Consider the following 19020-nt stretch of genomic DNA (forward strand, 5'->3'; position numbering starts at 1 on the left):
CTGTAATTCCGATGCACAAACGGAAGGGAGGTGTTCCCATGAATCAAACAATTATGAAAAAACTGGTCATTAGCTCTATCGCACTTACCCTTGTGCTGAACGGCAGTTCTCTCTTCGCCTTAGAAGCAAGCGCCCAAGCTCAAGCTGGTCTTGCGAAGATTCAGAACGGCATGAACGATGGAAGCAAACTTGGTGAACAGAAGAATGGACGTCATGGCCAGAAATGGCCGATTGTCGAGGAATCCGCTGCCTTGTTGGGCATCGACAAAGAAGCGTTGGTGAAGTCGTTGAAAGGCGGCAAAAGCATCGTGGAGGTCGCAGCCGAAAAAGGCGTCAGCGAACAGGATCTAACCGCTAAGCTTCAACAGCTGCGAACGGGCAAGATTGAGTCCGCTGTCAAAGACGGCAAGCTAACGGCTGATCAAGGCGAGCATATGAAGCAGCGGCTTGACGAGCATCTGAAATTCATCTTGAACGAAAAAAACTTGTTCAAAAAGCGGGATGGCGCTGGAAAATGGCACAAGATTGGCTTGAGACCAGACTCCGAGAAGTTAGCCAAAACGCTTGGAATGAGCGAAGATGAGCTCCGTGCTCAGCTCAAGGCAGGCAAGTCGTTAACTGAAATCGCCAAGTCCAAAGGAATTTCCAAAGACAAACTGGTCGCGTCCATTAAGGATCAGTTGACCCCCTCTATTGAAAAAATGGTGGACCGCAAGAAAAGCGCAGAATGACGCCGAATACCAGGTAAATAAAAAAAGCTGTACATCCTCCTCTTCCATAATGGAGAGCGGATGTACAGCTTTTTCACGTGCTAGGCGGCTTGCCGGACTGTCGACTGGCGGTCCAAACGCACGAAACGCAGCAGCAGCAGTGTCGCTGCTAAGCAAAGCACGCCGCCGATCAGGAACGGCAGCGAATGCGCAATCGCATACACGGCTCCTCCGAGCAGCGGGCCGGCAATCCGTCCCAAGCTGTCCATGGAGGAGTTGAGGCCTGTCGCCACGCCCTGTCCTACCTTCGTCCGCTGCGTAATCAGCGACGTGACACAAGGGCGGATGAGCGCGTTGCCCGCGCCGAAGACCGACAAATAGATCGCAGCGGTGAGCACGCTCGACGAGTACAGCAGCAAGAAGAAGCCTGCTGCCGATAAAACCAGCCCAATCGCGATTACGCGCTGCTCGGCGCCATTTTTGACAAGGCGTCTGACAACGCCGCCTTGAATGAGCGCGCCGACGATGCCGCTCGCGAGAAACATCATGCCGATATCGAATGGCGTAGCCTGTATCTTCGCCATTTGGAAATATTGCAGCGTCGCTTCCAAACCGGCTAGCGTAAAGGAGACGAAGAAAGATAAGACGTACAAATACTTTGAAGCGCCTGAAAACGCTGTCCAACGGGACGGTTTTTGCTCTTTCACAGAGGCACGCTTATCCACTGGCAGCGATTCTTTCAATATCGCAAAAGCGAAAATGAAAGAGGCAAGCGCAAGTCCCGATGCAACAAAGAATGGCAAATACGTGCCCCAGCGGCTCAAGATACCGCCTAGCGCAGGGCCGAAAATAAAGCCTAACCCGATAGACATGCCGACCATGCCCATTCCTTTCGTTCGGTTCTCCGCCGTCGTAATATCGGCCACATAAGCCACAGCGCAAGCCGTAGCGGCTCCAGAAAACAACCCTCCGAAAATGCGGGATACGTACATCACCCACAGATGATCGTTCGCAAACCCGAAAATCAAGAAACTAATACAGAATCCTATCAACCCGATCAAAATAATGGGCCTGCGTCCAATACGGTCCGAAACTGCCCCCCAGATAGGCGACATTAAGAATGAAGCAGCAGAGTATACAGAGAGCAAAAGCGCATTGTGATATTCAGCTCCAGCCCCCTTGACGACCTCAGGCAGCACCGGAATGATGATGCCAAAGCCAATAAATATGGTCATCAACAACAGCATAATGATTCCAATCTGTTTGTTCATGCAGCTTGTCTATCCTCCAATGAAACATTTTCCACTATCGTACCACACCTTTTTTGGGGATGGAAATGAACATTTGAAGAACAAGCAGCGCAAACAACACGGAGCCGCTCATGATAAAAGGCGCATGGTAACCAAACACATCCCACAGCTTTCCTGAAACGATTGGCCCGACGATCATACCTAGCCCTTCAATGGTTAAAAAGAACCCCCAGACAGCCCCTCTCTTCTCAGGAGGAATAGCCGATGCAATAAGCGCATTCCAGGATGGGATAATGAATGCATAGCCGGCGCCAAGCGCAGCGACCAACACATAAAGCAGCGCCTTCGTCTGCGTGAACGTAAACAACAGCAGCGTCACAGCACTGATCGTAAAGCCCACAACCAGGAAAGGGCGAATGCCAATCCGGTCTACCATTTTTCCCATCGGTATTAAGAAAACAACCGTTACGGCTCCTCCTGCGATCAGAAACATGCTGTACTGGAACGAAGACAGTTTCAATACTTCTTTCGCATATAATGTCAGGATCGGACTCAAAATGCCAAGCGCAAACGTCTGCGCGAACATAGCGGGAAATAGCAGCGGGCTAACGGTCATAGAGCGTCGCACTTCACGTAAATAGGCGGCGGCTCTTTGCCGGAAGGGAACAGAACCTTCCGCCAGTTGCTTCGAGTTTTCTTCCGCTCTCCTCTCTCTCTGATCCCCCGGTATTTTTAGTTTTCTCGGTAATAACAGCGCAACCAACACGACTAACGTCATACAACCGATTAATAATCGAAACGATGGGGTGTAATTGTGATCTTTTAGGAAAAAATTTATGACTACCGGCCCTAACCCTGTTCCTGATAACCATGCCACGTAAACAACGCTCATAATCGTCCCTTTCGCCTTATCACCAGCCACTTCCGTCGTTCCTGTGATCACGCAGGGCCATAACGGAGCCGTTCCGAAGCCAAGCAGCGCACAGCCGACTATCATCCATACATATTGAGTAGTTGTGGCAATCAGAACAACAGAGACGAAGGTGAGCAATACGCCAGTCAGCATCGTCGTCCTGTAACCGAATTTATCAATGATCCAACCTACCGGTGTACGCAGCACATTATCTCCTATGTATTGAGCGGCAAGCGTCCAACCGATGATAAACGCAGAGGCGCCGAGCGATGTTTTCATATAAACGGGCAAAATGTTGATCAGCAAGGCTCCCTTCACAAATTCGACAAGGAACATGATCATCAACAATTCTAGAACAAACGGAGAAAACAATCGTTTTTCTTGCCATTTTTGCAGCCAATTCATGGTTTCGCTCCTCCTTTTCCATTATTTTAGTAACATACTGTTAGTTTTACCGCAATCGGCGCAAACTATTTTCAAAAATTTAGCTTGCAAGTAATTTCTATTTTGTTATACTTTCTTTGTTTGTTGCATAGATCGACAAGCAATCCACAATAGAAGGGAAGCGATAATCAGGTGGATCATAAGCGTACCCCCCTGTTCTCCGCACTGCTCGCGCATGCCGAGAAAAATCCGATTCAGTTCCATATTCCTGGCCACAAAAAAGGAGTCGGCATGGACCCGGAATTTCGTTCCTTTATTGGAGATAATGCCCTGTCCATCGACCTCATCAATATAGCACCGCTGGATGACCTACATCAACCAATGGGCGTGATCGAGGACGCTCAGAAGCTTGCTGCGGACGCATACGGCGCGGATCATACATTCTTTTCCGTACAAGGGACAAGCGGGGCCATTATGACGATGATCATGACGGTCTGCTCCGAAGGCGATAAAATCATCGTCCCGCGCAATGTGCACAAATCCGTTCTGGCCGCCATTATTTTCGTAGGGGCGAAGCCCGTCTTCATCCAGCCAGCACGTGATAAAAACCTAGGAATTGACCACGGCATTCCGACCCGTTCTGTTCGCAGAGCGCTAGAAAAACATCCCGATGCCAAAGCTGTGCTCGTCATCAATCCGACCTACTACGGCGTCTGTACGAATCTCAAAGAAATTGTAGATCTTGTCCATAGCTACAACATGCCAGTCCTCGTAGACGAAGCGCACGGCGTACTGATTCATTTCCATGATAAACTGCCTATGTCTGCGATGGAAGCCGGAGCCGATATGGCCGCAACAAGCGTACATAAGCTCGGCGGCTCCATGACGCAAAGTTCAGTGCTGAACGTGAAAGGAAACCGCGTGAATCCGAAGCGTATTCAGACAATCATTTCTATGCTCACAACAACCTCTACTTCCTATATCTTGTTAGGCTCTTTAGATACAGCCCGCAGACATTTGGCCCTGAACGGCCGTGAAATGGCGGAACGCACAATCCAACTGGCTCAAAACGTCAGAAAACAGATCAACGACATTACCAACCTATATTGCTTCGGCGAAGAGATTCTGGGGGATGAAGCTACTTACAGCTACGATCCTACTAAAATATGCGTTCATGTTCGCAAGCTTGGCATTACGGGCTTTGAAGCGGAGAATTGGCTCCGGGACCATTACAACATTGAAGTTGAAATGAGCGATATGTACAATATCCTCTGTTTGATTACACCGGGTGATACGCAAGAAAACGTAGATATTTTGTTAGAAGCGCTGTGCAAGCTGTCCCACGTCAATGATGATGTTATCGATGTGAAAGAAGTCGTTATTAAGGTGCCAGCCATTCCACAGCTTACACTGACTCCAAGGGATGCGTTCTATGGCGAAACTGAAACACTTCCATTCAAGGACGCCGCTGACCGGATTATTGCTGAATTCATATATGTATACCCGCCAGGGATCCCTATCCTGCTTCCAGGCGAAGTCATTACGCAAGAGCTCATTGATTACATCGTTGAGCATGTGGAAGTCGGCCTTCCCGTCAAAGGACCTGAGGACCGCAGCGTCCAGAATGTGAAAGTAATCGTTGAAACACAAGCGATCTTCTAGCCTCGCTCCCGCTCATAGCAAATGCTCACGATGCCAGCTTACGAACAAAAACTCTTGGGGAAAATATTGTAAAACCGTTTACATGATGCTATGATGTTGGAAATGTATAGCGAACGAGGTGATCATGGACATGGCTCAAAGCGCCTATATTAAATTCGTAACAGGTTCAGCTGTACCCGCTCTATCCTTGGAGGAACTGCAGGAGAAACTCCTGCATTACAGAGAACAATTGTCACTCACAGCCAAGCAGCTTGGTTGGGAGTACGATGAAGCTGGTTTCCCCTATACGATCCAATCGAAGCCGGAAGGCGAAGGCAAATGGTTCTATCTCAAAGGCACAAATCCGCTCTATAAATATATTGTCGTCGGTATTGGCAGTGAGCGTAGCCAAGAGGAAGACCGCCATTACGTCCAATTTGTTTTGCCGGATGACGCTACCCATGGGGACAAGAGCAAAGGCAATGAGTTCTGTAAATATCTTGGTAAACAATTGAAAGCTGAACTTCATCTCTTCAATGGAAGAATCATGTATTTTAACCCAAGAAAATAAGAAGTGATTCCAACAGAAACCCCCTTCCAGATTTCCATCTGAAAGGGGGTTCTTATGTATAGCTCCTAATCTTCGTCGTTCTCTTGAGCTACGATTTCATTATAAATGGTCACTACGCGCTCCCACTCTGCTTCATCTTCGATGTTGACGAGATAGGCATCTTCGTCCTCTTCTTCAACACGGAAAATGACGCCATCTGCCTCAGGATCGTTACGATCAAGCAAAACAGCATAAGCTTGTTCTTGAGATTGGAACGTATACACCATGACCATCTCGTGTTCTTCGCCATTCTCGTCCGTTACGATAAAAATATCTTCCCCATGCTCGTGATCGTGGTCACAGTCCGGGCCGTGTACATGATCGTGTTTATCCTCGCTCACAGGCAGAACCTCATTTCATTTAATAATTGGTTACCCAATTATCCTAACATTTTCATAATAAGAGGTCAAACCACTTCTTGCTCAGCTAGTCCTTACTCCGTTTGAATTTGCTTCTCGGAAACGATGGAATACTCCGAAGTACCTTCCTGTTTCATTGCGAATTTAACGACATATGTCCCAGATTCGTCAAAAGAAACACCATAGAGCGGAACCTTAAGCCAGAATGACGATTTGGACTCGTTAATGGACTTCACAACAGGCGTCACAACACTTTTCCCGCTAGGCGAATAAACAGAAACCTGTACAGAGTTAATGCTCGTCTTCAAATTATCTACTTGAGCGAAAACGATGAAATCCGCTTGTTTCCCCTGTTCGACTACGCCAAAAGGAACAATAGCGGAATCTTTGCGTACTTCAGTTGTGAAAAACATGTGCACATTAGGCTTATACAGAGATACCGTTTTGTTCGTGTTATCCCATTTCACTAATGCCTGAAGCGCGTCGCTCACTGCGCGAAGCGGCAATACCGTTTTGCCGTCAACGATGAGCGGTGGTACTTCAGAGTCGCCAAATTCGGATGTTTGCTCATTCACAACCAATCGCGCGATACTAAACCCTTTATAATCCCCCCACAACGATGAGGCCACGACAGCAGCCGTACTTAGAACAAAAAACACCAGCATCAACGCAAATATACGCTGAACTTTCATCCTCTTAACCTCCAGCACTTGTTAGTAATCTTTGTGTCTGCATCTTTATACTCCGAAGGATAAGAAGAGTTGCGATGTTTTTATAATTTCGAAAAAAAAGAAAGAACGCGGTTTGTATAGTCCTCTGGATGCAGTCTATAGGAACCCACATGTGCAGCCTTCTGGGTGATCCAAAGCTCAAAAACATCGGAATGCCTGCTCCACATTATTTCGCTGTTGGCACATGGGATTGCTTGATCGTCTCTGCTGTGGATAAATAAAATAGGCCTGGGATAAACGCGGTCGACAGCGGCGAGCGCATCAACATGGTTAGGATGAATGCCAATCATTCTAGGTAAGACCGCTAAGATTAGCGGAGTGAAAGGAAACCGGGGCAGCTTCGACCAAACCGGTAAATTATCGCGCAAATAAGGGCTTAGTTGGCTAAACGGACTGTCAGCGACAACGCCGACAACCGATTGTTCCTCGGCTGCCGCCAAAATCGAGGTACTTCCCCCCATGGAGAAGCCGATAAGCCCGATTTTACCGGAAACATGCTCATGAACCCAATCGATAGCTCCGAGCACATCTTGCTTCTCCAAATAGCCGACTGTCGTCATGTGGCCTTCGGACTCACCTGAGTTGCGGAAATCAAACATGACGACGTGATTGCCTGCCTCTACAAGCGATTTCACTAAAGCAAGGGCGGGGAGCCCCTTTTCCAGTCGTGTGCCCGCATAGCCGTGAGACACAATTATAGTCATTTGAGCAAAGGATTGCTGAGAAGGCAGAAACCACCCTTGAAGCACCACATCGCCAGTTCTGCTCGGAAACTTAATGGCTTCAGCCTGCAGTCCATAATTAGCCGGAATCTCATCAATTGGCCGACGACCCGGATGCGTAAGGCGCCAACCGACAAAAGCAGAAATCCCAATCAAACCAAAACAAATTACAATAAGTAAGCCGAATATGCCCCATAACATGAATCTAACAACACCCCATTATTTAAAGCGGTCACTGGCTTTGGTTCGCTAAACGGATCTTTCGGTACCGGGTGTACATAGAAATTCGCCATGGAAGCAGCATTCCGTAGGCTAGTATAAAAAATAGCGCACCGGTTTGATAAATGGATATCAGGGCTTCCACATACTCATGCAGGGCGAATCGGATGATCAATAGAACGAGCAATATGATTAAAAAAGCTTTGGATCGCTTCATGTACACCAATCCATCCTGCACATAAAACGTGGAAGTGCGGATCAAGGGATAAGCAAAAAGTGCCGCACCCGCCAAAAACGCGACGACTCCCCACATAACTGGGATTCGCATCATAGGTGCGACGAACATTAGAAATCCCGTCGTCATCCCCAAGGGCGGCATCAAAATTTTCATTGTATTCACGGGTTTTGAGGATGCGCGCAACCGGACTAACATCACCATAAGGGCAGCACCTAACGACCCGATCAGGGATACAGCGTGCATATGGGCAGCAAGCGAAAATGACAACTGAAGTCCCTCCTAACCGTATTTGCGAAAGTAAAACTTGCGTTGTAATCAAGCACAATGCGTTCCCTTCATTATATCACTGCCACTGCTCCCTGCAAAAGTGAATTCACATAATGGTTGAAATTCGCCAAGCTCCCATGCTACAGTAGAAAAAGATGCTTTTTGTCGAAAAATGGGGGCGGCTGAATGAGTTTGCACATACAAATGATTGGAACCGGCAGCGCGTTTGCTAAAACATACTACAATACGAGTGCTCTGGTTATGAAAGATGAGGCCAAATTACTCATTGATTGCGGCTCAAATGTACCACAATCTTTGCATGAACTGGGGATCTCTCCTGACCATATTGACGGAATTGTCATTTCACATATACATGCCGATCATGTCGGCGGATTAGAAGAAATTGCATTTCGCCTGTTGTATCAACAGAACAAAAAAACAAAGCTTTTTCTCACTCAACCTCTGGCAACACTGCTTTGGGAAAACACCTTAAAGGGCGGCATGTATAACCAGCATGACGGCTTTTGCACCTTAGAGGACTATTTTGATGTGATTCTCCTCGAAGAAAACCAGCCAACCGAAATTCTCCCAGGCCTTACCATTGAATTCATGCGAACTATGCATATCCCTTACAAAATTAGCTATTCTCTCTTTATCAACCATCATACATTCTATAGTGCTGACACTAGATTCAGCCAAGATCTGCTCGTGCATGAAGTCATAGGAAAACGCAATTGTCATACCATCCTGCATGACTGCCAATTAAGCGGTCAGGGAGTTATTCATGCCACTTTAGAGGAACTGCTAACGCTTCCGGAACATGTGCAAGAACGCATCTACTTAATGCATTACGATGATAAGATGCCAAGTTACATTGGACAGACTGGCCGCATGACCTTTATTGAGCAGCATCAGCTCTTGAAGTTGCCTGAATAAACTTTCGCCGTTGCCTCCATACTAAGCTTTGGGAGGTGATGGTTTTGAACCCTTTTGACCAGACGTCAACTGGTAATGAGAACCCGCCGCGAAAAGTTGCAGAGCAAGTAGTTGCTGTAAGAAAGAATGGCGACGGCGACATTGTTCAATTGCAATTGTCCTCAGGAACAGTCGTGGACTACAAACAAGCTCAGCAAATGGCCAAAGCTGGTGAGATTGAGCATGTCAACGTGTTCAAAGGACGTGACGGAGACGAACATTTGCGTTCCGATGCGGACGGTGATCCTACCAATAACTTGGATCAATTACCAACGTTTTAACAGAACTGCCAGAAACCTGTGGAGCGAATTTCCATCAGGTTCTTTTTTTCGAGAAAATTCGCGATTATTTCCTATTATTTTACGTTTTGTTGCAGGGATTTGACTAGCTTATAGAGAACCTACACTTTGGGTGTAAAATGCTGTCAACGTTACACTCAGGAGATGATGCAGTGATTGTTAATTGGATCCTTTATGCTTACGCCATTGTTTTTACTATCTATGCTTATCTTTCGCAACCGGACATCAACCTGATAGTACTCGTTCTGAGCTGTGCGCTGCTTATGCTTAGCCTCCGTACCAACCGCTTTGGAACCTCATCTTGGATCCGCCTCTTTCTGCTCTGCTGCTTCCACTGGGTTAGTCAGCTTAATCTCTGTTTGCCTTTGTACTTATTAACACTCTCGAGAGACATTTATGAAAAAGAAAACGAAAAAAAAACTTGGCTTTTGGCCACGTCTTACGCGCTTGTTTATATGGCGACTGCTTATTTCGTATGGGATCACAGCTCTATTCATTTACTCTGGCTTTATGCGATGACAAACACGCTTCATTTTGTAGCAGCTGTTCATCTTACACGCACAAGCCATGCTACGAGTAAGCAAACTCAAATGCTAAGAAATGAACGCACGCTGTTGTCCATGCAGGATCCATTAACTGGGCTGTTCAACTACGATGAATACCATCAACGATTAAGACAATTAATTGAAGAGAACCGGCACCTGGTGCTTATTCTCATTGATTGCAACGACTTAAAGACGATGCAACCATCCAGGGGTATCCAGTCAGGCAATTTACTGCGCAAACAAATCGCTGACCTGCTTAAAATTTTATTTTCAGATGCGATCTTCATATCCAGATATGGAGGAGACGAGTTTGCAGTCGTCATGCCATTAAATAAAGGCAATGATTCGTGTAACACCTATACGATACAGCTTGATTCCGAGCTACCTAAACTCACTGGCATTCAAATTACATACGGCATCGCTGCCTTTCCCTTCGATGGGTTAACGAAAGAGGATCTTATCCAGCTAGCTGAACACCAGCTGTATATGAAGAAGCGAGAAGCATGGTTGAAGCGCGAGGAGCAAATGCTTCGGTCCGAAAAGCTGAGGGTAATAGGTGAACTTGCTTCCGGGATGGCGCATGAAATAAGGAATCCATTGACAACCATTCGAGGCTTTATGCAAATATCGAAGGCAAACGGATACAACATTGAAAATTGGTACTCCATGATTATGGATGAAATCGATCGTATGAGTGATCTCACCGCCGAGTTTTTACAATTTTCCAAACCGCATTCCACTCACTTCCACATTCACTCGCTTCACGAGTGTGTATTGAAGGTTATATCGCTCATGGAATCCGAGGCGACCCGGTTAGGCCATGAAATCCATTATATCGAATCTTTCCAATGTGTCTCCATATTAATGGATCAAGATAAAATGATTCAAATGCTGCTGAATTTAGTGAAAAATGCTTGTGAGGCCATGGATAAAGGCGGTATTATTACAATTAAATTAAGCCGCAGTCATCATGACGCGACTTTGGTTATTGAAGATACCGGTCCAGGAATCCCAAGTGAATTGCTGGAGAATATTTTTCATCCTTTTTATACAACTAAAGAATCTGGAACGGGTCTTGGCTTATCCATTTGCCATAAAATCGTTCAAGACCACCAAGGCACACTGGAGGTAGAAAGCCCACCTCTTCAAGGTGCTCGATTCATTATCACATTTCCGCTAGCTGACGAGGAAAATCATTTCACCCATTAAGCCGCTTTCTAGCTAAAGCGGCTTTTGCATTCTTACATGTAAAATATTAGCATCGAAAAAGGGCTCTTCGGAAATAACCTGATATCCGATTTGACGATAGAAGCCTTCCGCCTGGCATTGCGCATCTAAAATAACCGATTGACAGCCCATCTCTCGTGCGTGTTTCTCCATCTCTTGTATAATTTGTTTACCTAGACCCTTGCCTCGGTATTCCTTCAAGACGGCAACACGCTGGAACTTAGCCGTGTCTGGTTTATAGAAATACCAACGGGCAGCAGCTATAGGTTGTCCATCATCTACCAAAAGAAAATGATGACAAGTCTCTGGGGATTCATCCTTCTCATCCATTTCTAAATCCACGGGAACTTGCTGTTCTTCCACAAATACCTTCATTCGCACTTGAAAACAAGCTTGCAACTGCTCGGATGTCGTGACGTTTATGGTTTCCATTCAACAATCTTCCTTTCGAGAACGTCCCTTGATCTTATCCCATTCTCAAAAAGATGTCCACTAACACGCCGTGCCAGCTACCTTCTTTTTTCTACTAAATAACTAAGCGATCCTACGGCAATTCCGAGCAGCGCACCGCCCAACACTTCGACCGGCAGATGTCCAAGCCGTTCTTTTAGCGCTTTGCGCTTGCGCGCATGATAAGGTCCCGGCTGCAGCTTTACGAGACTTTCCACCCGTTCATCCAGGTCATTCACATCAACGGCAATTTCGCCCGCCGCGCGCCGAATACCCATCGCATCATACATGACCACAGCGCCAAATACAGAGCTTACGGCAAAATCGATGGCTGAAAACCCTCTTTTCAGTGCGATGTAAGCCGTCAGCGCTGAGACACCAGCGGAATGGGAGCTTGGCATACCGCCGGTCTGGATCAATTGCGACCAGTCCCACTCTTTCGTTTTGGCATAATGAATAGGAATCTTAACAGCTTGGGCAGTGCCCATTCCGATTAAAGCCGTCGTCAGTGCTCGATTCATAATGTTCACCTCTCTCATAGAATTCAACGCAGATTTAGATTCTATTCGTTTTATTTGCTACAATGGAGGTGAATAGGTTTTTCTAACGAAAAACCCTAAGGAGTGTCAAACCATGAATATTGCTTTTTTCCTTTTACCTAAATCAGAAGTCATTACGACAACCAAGCAAGCCACACTGCGGCAAACGCTGGAAAGAATGGAATATCACCGTTACACCGCGGTACCGATCCTTACCGAAGAGGGACATTATGTAGGAACTGTAACTGAAGGCGATCTGCTTTGGTTTCTCAAAAATTCCGACGATATTGGTTTCGAGAATGCTCACCGCCATCTGCTTGAAGAAGTGCCCTTGCGTATGACAAACAAACCTGTTCATATTCATGCGGAGATGGTGGACCTGATCGAACTAGCTAAAGTTCAAAACTTCGTTCCCGTCGTCGATGATTCTGACAATTTTATCGGAATTGTGCGTAGAAGCGATATTATCGATTACTGCGCGAAGCAAATTGTCTTCAAATCCCCTTCCGCTGCAGCAGAGATGTAGTCCATACACTTCGGATCATAAACAGCACTTGTGTAAGTAAATAAGCCGTTCCCAGCATCAGAAAAGGGAGCATCCCGTAGAGGTAACGGTCTACGGGGATGAAGACCATATGGACGCTTAAAAAGACGAGAAAGCCGCATGTCAAATAGCGGACCGAGCGGTTTCGAAAGCTAAATACGATAAAGCTAAGCACACCGAGCGAAATAACATACGTATGCAATTTGGCCAATACATCTGCATACCAAGCAGGAATGGAGAACGGATACGGTCCGACCCACATCGTCTTAAAAAAGATAAACAGCTTGCCAACAGTCATCCATTTTATCCATAAAAGCGGATCACTCGATATACCCTCTCTGATTCGTTTCACGCCTGCCGCAAATTGATGATCTGGGTCAATCCGATTCCAATCGATTGTGCCGCGGAAGTAAGGATCCGTTCCTCCGAGGAACGGATTTCCTGCTTCTCCTTTAGCGATAAAAATAAATTCATGAAACGTTATTACATTTCGAATCCACCAAGGCAACAGGATCAACGAAAAAGCAGCAGCAGCCCAAACAGCATGCTTCCAGTCGATGCGTTTATGTTCCATCCAGAGAAATATATAGGGCACAACAGCCATTGGCAGTGAATTCGGCCGTATTAGCACACAAATGCCAAGCAGCAGTCCCATCCATAGATGATCCCTCCGCTTATTTTCCTGAATGATTTTCACCTGCAAATACAGCATACCGGTAAACGCCGTCAAGAAAGGCACTTCCGTCAATATCAGCGAAGTCGACCAAACATAAGATGGATAAACCGCAGCGAACCCCCCGGCAAGCAAACCAGTAATCGGATGTAACAACCGACTGCCTATCAAATAAATGAAGACAATCGCTCCCAATGCAATGAAACAGTTCAACACACGAACGACCATCAAAGCCGACTCAATAGGCTCATATCCGGTTATACTAAACACAGCAGCAAGGATTAGCGGCCAACCCGGTGTGACGAGGGAGTTCGATTGCGTATCCCTATACGCGTATATGCCTCTCTCGATCAATTGAATCGCTGTCTTCGTATACTCCAACTGATCCCATTCCAAAGGCGGATACAGTGCTTCCAGCACATAATGCAGCCGCAAATATAAGGCAGCTGCCAAAAGAAGCAGCAGCGCAAAAAAGGCTCCCTTTTGCATAATTAGTTCTCCTTATCCTTCATGCTCTAACGTATTTTTTTACCTCGCTAACATAAATATGCCGCCAACAAGCAGCAGCAATCCCATCCACTGTGAAGTTGTAAACGTTTCTTTAAACACGAGCAGACCGCACAGCGCACCAATGACATAAGCAACCGATTGCAGAGGATATATGCGACTGAGATCGAATCGGCTAAGCGCATAAAACCAAAGCAGCGTGGCAAGCACATAAAGAAAGCATCCCAGCAGTAAATAGGGCTGCAACAGGACAATTCTCAAATTGTCCAAACCCGTAAGCGGTGTGCGGTTTAACGCAAATTTCCATAAGATTTGCCCGCTAACAAGCAGCACGACATTTAACAATACAAGAAGAACAGGTAACAGCTGAATCTGAATCATTCGGCTCCCTCTTTTCGAGTCTGCTCCTGAAGCAATGCAACCTCTTGAACAAGCCGTGTCAGCTTACGGTGCAGCTTCGAGATAACGATCGTCAAATGTAAAATGAACACAAGTGAAAACAGCAGCCCCACAAGAAACAGCAAAGATGGTGCATAATAGATGCGCATCATATGTGAAAGTTGATGAAGGATACTCGGAAACAGTCCGAAAATCCCCATTAGCAACCCAAGCGTCAACCAAAGAATCGCATATTGTTCCTGTAGTTTCTGCCTGCGAATCAGCTCAATCGTAATAAACAGGAATGTTAGACAAAAGGCAATCGCAAATAAATATATATTCATCACATTCAACTCACACTGCGAATTCGAGTCATAAAAACCGCTAATGATACTTTAAACATGTAATACAAAGATTTCATTGGTGTTATCGATGAACGCCCGGATTGCCGGGAATGCATAACAACTGAAGCTTCTCGAATGCGAAAATTTTTCCGCTCTAGCAGCACGATCGCTTCGACCTCTGGATAGTCCTCCGGATAATAGGTGGCAAAGAGCTGAATAATCGGACGATTCACCGCCCTGAAGCCCGAAGTCGGATCGGTGAACGTCTTCCCGATCATCCATTGAATCATCCAGGTAAAAAACCAAATGCCTAATCGCCGGCACCATGCGGATCGATAGTCCGTTTTTTGCAAAAATCTAGAACCGATACAGCAATCCGCTTCACCATTCAATAACGGCTCCATAATGCGATGCAGTTCAGACGGCTCATGCTGACCATCTGCATCAATCTGCACGGCTATCTCATATCCGTTGCGATAAGCGAACAGGTAGCCTGTTTGCATCGCTCCGCCTATACCTAAATTAACCGGCAGATCGATTACTGCCGCATTCGCAGTGGCACGGGCAATTACCGAGGTTCGATCACTTGAGCCATCATTAATAACAACAATATCCGCTTTCGGCAAAGCATGTTTGACCGATTTTATTACAACGCCAATACTGTTCTCCTCGTTATACGCCGGAATAATGACGAGCGTCTTCATCATGCTTGCTTTCCTCCTCCAGATAGCCTCTTTACTTTTCCAAGCATTCCCTCTTCGTGCTGGAAATAAACCAACCATGCACCTGCGTGGATAGGAAGACTATGGCTTTTGGAGATAGCTAAGGCGGGATAACCAAAGCGGTATGTTCGAAGAGACACACATAATAGCATGATATTGTCCAAACACATGTTGAAAAGAGCTTGACTTCGGCCATGCCAAAGTAGCCCTTATTCAACAAAATTTTAAATTGATAACTCGTAAAACTAAATCCATTTTGGCTCTGATTGGGATAACTGACTTGTAGTAAATAAGAGGAGAATAAGGCTGACCCTATCCAGATAAATATGGAGCTGTAGGGTACTTGATCAAATCTAGTAAACTTGCGGGGGTATTAATTAAAGGCAAAATTCAATGGAAGAATCCGACAACAAATCTGTTAACATGTCGACCGGGGTGTCTAGTATGCAAGAGCTTTCCTCTTCCCTGAGTTTCTCTTGCTCGGCTTGCCAATTCATAAAATCAACTGACGAAATACCAAGCTGGTTCATTACATGGTTAATATCGATTTCTCTCATGGCTCCACACCTCGATTAATAGATTGTTTATTTAGTGTTACTATCTTATACTTTATCGATCTATTCTGCTTCTGTAAATAAGTGCATTTGTCGAATCTCATTAAAAATCAATAAACCAAATCGCTTTTTTTCATATAAAACCGTTCAATTTTCGACAAAAAAGACAACAGGGTTGCTGTTGTCCGCTTTTTTGTCTTCAGACGATATCTTCCTTACTGTAATTGTCCATTGGAAGATGCTTTTGACGAAACGAATTCACTTGCCCAATCCACCATGCCGTTCATCAAAGTTAATACTAAATTAACTGCATCTTTATCCGTTAAGGACCCGTTTGACTGGCTAGAGACATACTGGGACGTTTTCTGCTCCAGCTTCTCAACAAGATCCTTTATTTTCAAAAGTTCGTTCGCCAGATCCGAAACTTGTTGACCGCCAGAGCTGCCCTGATTGAAGTTCTGATTCTGGCTTTGACCTTGACTCTGTGATTGGCTTTGATCTTGGCCTTGAGCTTGTCCTTGTCCCCGTCCCTGACCTTGACCTTGACCTTGACTCTGTTCTTGTCCTGATTGATTGGAGTAGGAAGCTTGTTGCCCGTTATTGTTGGCATATTGATCTTGACTCTGGTTTTGTCCGCCGCCTTGCGAACCTTGAGAGCTATCACTGTTCATCAGCATTTTCTTCACGTGCTCAAGCTCGATAAGCACCATGTCATTTTGTTTGGTCAACTCGTCGATTTGAAGCTTAAGGTCTTGTGTTTTAATCATGATGTTACGTCCGCCCCTTCGATTATTTCACGGCTCCGCAAGCGATTCTTTTGCCTGAGTTTCCTGATGGATCTGTTTTTAGATCATCCTCTTGTTCATGAATAACTACACTAGTTCCACCAGGCTTCAGTAGTGAATTGGGCTTGTCCGCTTGGATTACAACCGATTTGGTAATGGCATCAAATCTGCCGTTCCCCTGCTCATCGACCAGCATATTAGGCAAGTCTCCTATATGATACCCTTTCGGATTATTAAACCCGTGCTGTTTCTGAAAGGGGTTAAAATGAGCTCCTGCCGAATCAAAACCAGGCGCTTCACAAATAGCCTTTTCATGGATATGAAATCCGTGTAGCCCCGGTTTCAAGCCGCTAACCTGAGCTTCAATCCGAACTCCATCCGGAACGGCCGTCAGTCTGGCGCTCCCAATCGGTTGCCCTGTCGTGCCAATCAATGGCACCTCGATCAGTGTCGGTGGGGCTGCTTCAAGTGTCGCCATGCTTTTGACAGTTTGACAGCCGTTTAATGCAATCAGAATGATGCTCGACGACACAACAATCTTTATTGATTTCAATATGAAAGTCTCCTCCTCGCTGCTTGGCATTTACAAAATCTACCCTTAGGATGCGCAACTGTTTTCCCCTATAAACGTAACATTGGAACAAATTTTCTATATGCTTCTTCGCCCGATAAAAAAAGCCTGCAATTGGAGGATTGCAGACGGCTTGCTTCGTTATTGGGGACATCTACAAAATCGTCATCAGCTTCGCGATCGTCTGCAAATTTTCGAGCTTGCGTTTATAAAAGTGAAACTCTACTTTGGAATGCTCCACCGATGCCTCCATACGAAGAACCTGCTGCTGCAAATCTTTCGTGTATGGCCACATTTCTGCTTGCCGATACATATCATTTTTCCCTGTCACTAAACCGTCTCCAATGACCTCGCATTCTTTGGAAAGCAATTGATGCTTTGCCCAAGCAAGCTCATTAACCGCATCCACATAGATGGCCTCTGCTTGCTTCAACAATTCAGGTACAAGTTGCAATTCCAAAATAACATCCGACCGATTCATTTGGATTCCTCCCAGACATTACCACATTGATAAACACTTGCTGCTTCGCCACATATATATTCAATTGAGAACGAAACATGCTTGGCTGCCCTTTAAGGCTTGACTGCGCTTGTTATAAAGATAACAAAACACAAATTGTATCCTTTTTATCTTCTGCATGAAAAACCCAAACAAGTCCATCAAACACAACAAAACAACCTATTCCAGCATCATTCGACCAGACAATTCTGCAATCTCACTTAAAGAATGACAAACATATTAAGTTTGTATTAAATCTATCAAATCCGTGTTTTACCTACTTGTCCAACATTCCTGAAAGCGCTACAATGATACTATACGTATCGAAGGAGGTGACAAAATGAGCCAAGAAGAAGAAGTCGTATCCTTGACTGGAGAAGAAATCGTCGAAGAGTCCACCGAAGAAGCGGTGAGCGAAGAAGTGACTGAAGAAGAAGCTGTACAAGAAGTTGCAGCGGCTGAAGAAATTTCGGAATCCGAAGAGGAATAATTCTTAATATACAAATCCCCCTTTCTAACCGGAAGGGGGTTTATTGATATTTCAGCAAATCCATTGAAAAAACAGCGCTATGCTTCACAAGTAAATTTTTTATTAAATTTCCGAATAAAAAATCTGAACATTCAAATAATACTAGTGTACCAAAAAAAAGGAGATGATTTTGAATGGCTAACAACACTTTAGTCGTACAACAAGCAAAGGCAGCATTGGATCAACTGAAGTACGAAGTCGCTCAGGAAATTGGTGTTCCTCTCTCCCCAAATGGCTACAACGGTAATTTGGCAACGCGAGATGCTGGAGCCATTGGCGGCAACATCACCAAAAGATTGGTGCAAATTGCAGAACAACAGCTGTCCAGTTTCAAACGCTAATCCTTTGATGTAGGAGCAAGCAACGAAAAAAGACTGTCTCACTCCATCCTCCTTAGAGTGAATGCCAGTCTTTTTTTCTTTTTCTTAGAAATCATCCTTACTTTCTTCAAATTTCTCCTGAGTTTCCCTATAGCTATTTTAATTCAAAAAAGCTTTTAGTATGATAAACGTAAATCTTTTTCCATAAAGGAGATATTCCCTATGACCCAGCAATACGAAATTTTCCGCGACCCCTATCGTATGCTCATTCTTTTGGCCACACTTGTCAGTGAACAAAAAGGGGAGGATGCACTGCAATTTGACAATGTGCCGCATTTTGAGAACGATACCTTTCTCCTTCAGCACGAAAAATTTGTGTACAAAAAAGATGCAACAGAAATTAGCTGGTTCGGTTTTCTCGGTAGAGATATTTCCTGTAGTAAAGACTTCACACGTGAAGAATACAACAAAATGTTCGTCGATTGCCTTGCATCGCTATACAATATTGCATAAAA

At 45.3% G+C, this 19020-nt stretch carries 26 protein-coding genes; 10 read left to right on the top strand and 16 right to left on the bottom strand.

Annotation, left to right across the window (positions count from 1 at the left end; translation table 11 throughout):
• Positions 1–38: 38 nt before the first annotated feature.
• Entirely contained in the window at positions 39–731 is a 693-nt protein-coding gene (locus ABRS97_RS01795) for a hypothetical protein (RefSeq protein ID WP_367811181.1), read from the top strand.
• An 80-nt stretch (positions 732–811) separates the two neighbouring features.
• Here ABRS97_RS01795 and ABRS97_RS01800 read toward each other — a convergent pair whose 3' ends face one another.
• Both ABRS97_RS01800 and ABRS97_RS01805 read right to left on the bottom strand, forming a co-directional pair.
• The gene (locus ABRS97_RS01800; RefSeq protein WP_367811182.1) at positions 812–1981 is read right to left on the bottom strand and encodes an MFS transporter; all 1170 of its coding nucleotides are present in this window, start codon (positions 1979–1981) and stop codon (positions 812–814) included.
• Between the two features lie 34 nt (positions 1982–2015).
• Positions 2016–3278, bottom strand: a complete 1263-nt coding sequence (locus ABRS97_RS01805) for an MFS transporter (RefSeq protein ID WP_367811183.1) — start codon at positions 3276–3278, stop codon at positions 2016–2018.
• A 171-nt stretch (positions 3279–3449) separates the two neighbouring features.
• Here ABRS97_RS01805 and ABRS97_RS01810 point away from each other — a divergent pair, with 171 nt between their 5' ends.
• Positions 3450–4919 carry an aminotransferase class I/II-fold pyridoxal phosphate-dependent enzyme gene (locus tag ABRS97_RS01810; RefSeq protein WP_367811184.1) on the top strand — a complete coding sequence of 490 codons (1470 nt, stop codon included), beginning with the start codon at positions 3450–3452 and terminating at the stop codon, positions 4917–4919.
• 130 nt (positions 4920–5049) lie between these two features.
• The gene (locus ABRS97_RS01815; RefSeq protein ID WP_367811398.1) at positions 5050–5469 is read left to right on the top strand and encodes a DUF1885 family protein; all 420 of its coding nucleotides are present in this window, start codon (positions 5050–5052) and stop codon (positions 5467–5469) included.
• 65 nt (positions 5470–5534) lie between these two features.
• Here the strand turns inward: ABRS97_RS01815 and ABRS97_RS01820 are convergent, their stop codons facing one another.
• The 4 genes from ABRS97_RS01820 to ABRS97_RS01835 form a co-directional block, all read right to left on the bottom strand.
• On the bottom strand, positions 5535–5849 hold the full coding sequence (locus ABRS97_RS01820; protein ID WP_367811185.1) for a DUF1292 domain-containing protein: 315 nt from the start codon (positions 5847–5849) through the stop codon (positions 5535–5537).
• 92 nt (positions 5850–5941) lie between these two features.
• Positions 5942–6559: a stalk domain-containing protein gene (locus tag ABRS97_RS01825; RefSeq protein ID WP_367811186.1), complete on the bottom strand. Its 618-nt coding sequence runs from the start codon at positions 6557–6559 to the stop codon at positions 5942–5944.
• Positions 6560–6639: 80 nt separating this feature from the next.
• On the bottom strand, positions 6640–7521 hold the full coding sequence (locus ABRS97_RS01830) for an alpha/beta hydrolase (protein ID WP_367811187.1): 882 nt from the start codon (positions 7519–7521) through the stop codon (positions 6640–6642).
• 31 nt (positions 7522–7552) lie between these two features.
• Entirely contained in the window at positions 7553–8044 is a 492-nt protein-coding gene (locus ABRS97_RS01835; protein WP_367811188.1) for a CcdC family protein, read from the bottom strand.
• A gap of 186 nt (positions 8045–8230) precedes the next feature.
• Here ABRS97_RS01835 and ABRS97_RS01840 point away from each other — a divergent pair, with 186 nt between their 5' ends.
• The 3 genes from ABRS97_RS01840 to ABRS97_RS01850 all read left to right on the top strand — a co-directional run bounded on the left by ABRS97_RS01840 (position 8231) and on the right by ABRS97_RS01850 (position 11072).
• On the top strand, positions 8231–8980 hold the full coding sequence (locus tag ABRS97_RS01840; protein WP_367811189.1) for an MBL fold metallo-hydrolase: 750 nt from the start codon (positions 8231–8233) through the stop codon (positions 8978–8980).
• A 44-nt stretch (positions 8981–9024) separates the two neighbouring features.
• Complete coding sequence (locus tag ABRS97_RS01845; protein WP_367811190.1) at positions 9025–9300, top strand: DUF3892 domain-containing protein; 276 nt, start codon at positions 9025–9027, stop codon at positions 9298–9300.
• A 170-nt stretch (positions 9301–9470) separates the two neighbouring features.
• Complete coding sequence (locus ABRS97_RS01850) at positions 9471–11072, top strand: ATP-binding protein (RefSeq protein ID WP_367811191.1); 1602 nt, start codon at positions 9471–9473, stop codon at positions 11070–11072.
• Positions 11073–11084: 12 nt separating this feature from the next.
• Here the strand turns inward: ABRS97_RS01850 and ABRS97_RS01855 are convergent, their stop codons facing one another.
• On the bottom strand, positions 11085–11522 hold the full coding sequence (locus ABRS97_RS01855) for a GNAT family N-acetyltransferase (RefSeq protein ID WP_367811192.1): 438 nt from the start codon (positions 11520–11522) through the stop codon (positions 11085–11087).
• Positions 11523–11599: 77 nt separating this feature from the next.
• Complete coding sequence (locus ABRS97_RS01860; protein ID WP_367811193.1) at positions 11600–12061, bottom strand: divergent PAP2 family protein; 462 nt, start codon at positions 12059–12061, stop codon at positions 11600–11602.
• Positions 12062–12173: 112 nt separating this feature from the next.
• Between ABRS97_RS01860 and ABRS97_RS01865 the strand changes: the two genes are divergently transcribed.
• Positions 12174–12605, top strand: coding sequence for a CBS domain-containing protein (locus ABRS97_RS01865; protein WP_367811194.1), 432 nt, complete (start codon positions 12174–12176; stop codon positions 12603–12605).
• Here the strand turns inward: ABRS97_RS01865 and ABRS97_RS01870 are convergent.
• The 8 genes from ABRS97_RS01870 to ABRS97_RS01905 form a co-directional block, all read right to left on the bottom strand.
• Positions 12574–13785, bottom strand: a complete 1212-nt coding sequence (locus ABRS97_RS01870) for an ArnT family glycosyltransferase (protein ID WP_367811195.1) — start codon at positions 13783–13785, stop codon at positions 12574–12576. The genes ABRS97_RS01865 and ABRS97_RS01870 overlap by 32 nt on opposite strands.
• A gap of 39 nt (positions 13786–13824) precedes the next feature.
• The gene (locus ABRS97_RS01875; protein WP_367811196.1) at positions 13825–14184 is read right to left on the bottom strand and encodes an EamA family transporter; all 360 of its coding nucleotides are present in this window, start codon (positions 14182–14184) and stop codon (positions 13825–13827) included.
• Positions 14181–14525 (bottom strand): DUF2304 domain-containing protein, encoded by a 345-nt coding sequence (locus tag ABRS97_RS01880; protein WP_367811197.1) that lies wholly within the window; start codon positions 14523–14525, stop codon positions 14181–14183. Before ABRS97_RS01880 ends, ABRS97_RS01875 begins: the two co-directional genes overlap by 4 nt.
• 5 nt (positions 14526–14530) lie before the next feature.
• Positions 14531–15229 (bottom strand): glycosyltransferase family 2 protein, encoded by a 699-nt coding sequence (locus ABRS97_RS01885; protein WP_483312406.1) that lies wholly within the window; start codon positions 15227–15229, stop codon positions 14531–14533.
• A 395-nt stretch (positions 15230–15624) separates the two neighbouring features.
• Positions 15625–15804 carry a hypothetical protein gene (locus ABRS97_RS01890; protein ID WP_367859101.1) on the bottom strand — a complete coding sequence of 60 codons (180 nt, stop codon included), beginning with the start codon at positions 15802–15804 and terminating at the stop codon, positions 15625–15627.
• Between the two features lie 212 nt (positions 15805–16016).
• Positions 16017–16568, bottom strand: a complete 552-nt coding sequence (locus ABRS97_RS01895) for a hypothetical protein (RefSeq protein ID WP_367811199.1) — start codon at positions 16566–16568, stop codon at positions 16017–16019.
• Positions 16569–16590: 22 nt separating this feature from the next.
• The gene (locus ABRS97_RS01900; protein WP_367811200.1) at positions 16591–17139 is read right to left on the bottom strand and encodes a superoxide dismutase family protein; all 549 of its coding nucleotides are present in this window, start codon (positions 17137–17139) and stop codon (positions 16591–16593) included.
• Positions 17140–17311: 172 nt separating this feature from the next.
• Entirely contained in the window at positions 17312–17638 is a 327-nt protein-coding gene (locus tag ABRS97_RS01905) for a hypothetical protein (RefSeq protein WP_367811201.1), read from the bottom strand.
• Positions 17639–17996: 358 nt separating this feature from the next.
• Here ABRS97_RS01905 and ABRS97_RS01910 point away from each other — a divergent pair, with 358 nt between their 5' ends.
• The 3 genes from ABRS97_RS01910 to ABRS97_RS01920 all read left to right on the top strand — a co-directional run bounded on the left by ABRS97_RS01910 (position 17997) and on the right by ABRS97_RS01920 (position 19018).
• Positions 17997–18146, top strand: a complete 150-nt coding sequence (locus tag ABRS97_RS01910) for a hypothetical protein (protein ID WP_367811202.1) — start codon at positions 17997–17999, stop codon at positions 18144–18146.
• Positions 18147–18319: 173 nt separating this feature from the next.
• Complete coding sequence (locus ABRS97_RS01915) at positions 18320–18526, top strand: alpha/beta-type small acid-soluble spore protein (RefSeq protein ID WP_163941969.1); 207 nt, start codon at positions 18320–18322, stop codon at positions 18524–18526.
• Positions 18527–18727: 201 nt separating this feature from the next.
• A complete protein-coding gene (locus ABRS97_RS01920; protein WP_367811203.1) occupies positions 18728–19018 on the top strand; it encodes a hypothetical protein in 291 nt (96 codons plus the stop codon).
• Positions 19019–19020: the final 2 nt, after the last annotated feature.

Origin of the sequence: Paenibacillus tabacirhizosphaerae (assembly GCF_040812395.1) — a bacterium.
In the GTDB taxonomy this organism is placed as follows: domain Bacteria; phylum Bacillota; class Bacilli; order Paenibacillales; family NBRC-103111; genus Paenibacillus_E.

Bases quoted from the DNA above. Each gene is read 5' to 3' on its own strand.
- ABRS97_RS01880 (WP_367811197.1), bottom strand. From the start codon at position 14,525: ATGAATATATATTTATTTGCGATTGCCTTTTGTCTAACATTCCTGTTT.
- ABRS97_RS01915 (WP_163941969.1), top strand. From the start codon at position 18,320: ATGGCTAACAACACTTTAGTCGTACAACAAGCAAAGGCAGCATTGGAT.
- ABRS97_RS01920 (WP_367811203.1), top strand. From the start codon at position 18,728: ATGACCCAGCAATACGAAATTTTCCGCGACCCCTATCGTATGCTCATT.
- ABRS97_RS01895 (WP_367811199.1), bottom strand. From the start codon at position 16,568: ATGATTAAAACACAAGACCTTAAGCTTCAAATCGACGAGTTGACCAAA.
- ABRS97_RS01885 (WP_483312406.1), bottom strand. From the start codon at position 15,229: ATGAAGACGCTCGTCATTATTCCGGCGTATAACGAGGAGAACAGTATT.
- ABRS97_RS01815 (WP_367811398.1), top strand. From the start codon at position 5,050: ATGGCTCAAAGCGCCTATATTAAATTCGTAACAGGTTCAGCTGTACCC.
- ABRS97_RS01860 (WP_367811193.1), bottom strand. From the start codon at position 12,061: ATGAATCGAGCACTGACGACGGCTTTAATCGGAATGGGCACTGCCCAA.
- ABRS97_RS01805 (WP_367811183.1), bottom strand. From the start codon at position 3,278: ATGAATTGGCTGCAAAAATGGCAAGAAAAACGATTGTTTTCTCCGTTT.
- ABRS97_RS01825 (WP_367811186.1), bottom strand. From the start codon at position 6,559: ATGAAAGTTCAGCGTATATTTGCGTTGATGCTGGTGTTTTTTGTTCTA.
- ABRS97_RS01890 (WP_367859101.1), bottom strand. From the start codon at position 15,804: ATGAGAGAAATCGATATTAACCATGTAATGAACCAGCTTGGTATTTCG.
- ABRS97_RS01840 (WP_367811189.1), top strand. From the start codon at position 8,231: ATGAGTTTGCACATACAAATGATTGGAACCGGCAGCGCGTTTGCTAAA.
- ABRS97_RS01905 (WP_367811201.1), bottom strand. From the start codon at position 17,638: ATGAATCGGTCGGATGTTATTTTGGAATTGCAACTTGTACCTGAATTG.
- ABRS97_RS01830 (WP_367811187.1), bottom strand. From the start codon at position 7,521: ATGTTATGGGGCATATTCGGCTTACTTATTGTAATTTGTTTTGGTTTG.
- ABRS97_RS01875 (WP_367811196.1), bottom strand. From the start codon at position 14,184: ATGATTCAGATTCAGCTGTTACCTGTTCTTCTTGTATTGTTAAATGTC.
- ABRS97_RS01910 (WP_367811202.1), top strand. From the start codon at position 17,997: ATGAGCCAAGAAGAAGAAGTCGTATCCTTGACTGGAGAAGAAATCGTC.
- ABRS97_RS01865 (WP_367811194.1), top strand. From the start codon at position 12,174: ATGAATATTGCTTTTTTCCTTTTACCTAAATCAGAAGTCATTACGACA.
- ABRS97_RS01795 (WP_367811181.1), top strand. From the start codon at position 39: ATGAATCAAACAATTATGAAAAAACTGGTCATTAGCTCTATCGCACTT.
- ABRS97_RS01800 (WP_367811182.1), bottom strand. From the start codon at position 1,981: ATGAACAAACAGATTGGAATCATTATGCTGTTGTTGATGACCATATTT.
- ABRS97_RS01870 (WP_367811195.1), bottom strand. From the start codon at position 13,785: ATGCAAAAGGGAGCCTTTTTTGCGCTGCTGCTTCTTTTGGCAGCTGCC.
- ABRS97_RS01855 (WP_367811192.1), bottom strand. From the start codon at position 11,522: ATGGAAACCATAAACGTCACGACATCCGAGCAGTTGCAAGCTTGTTTT.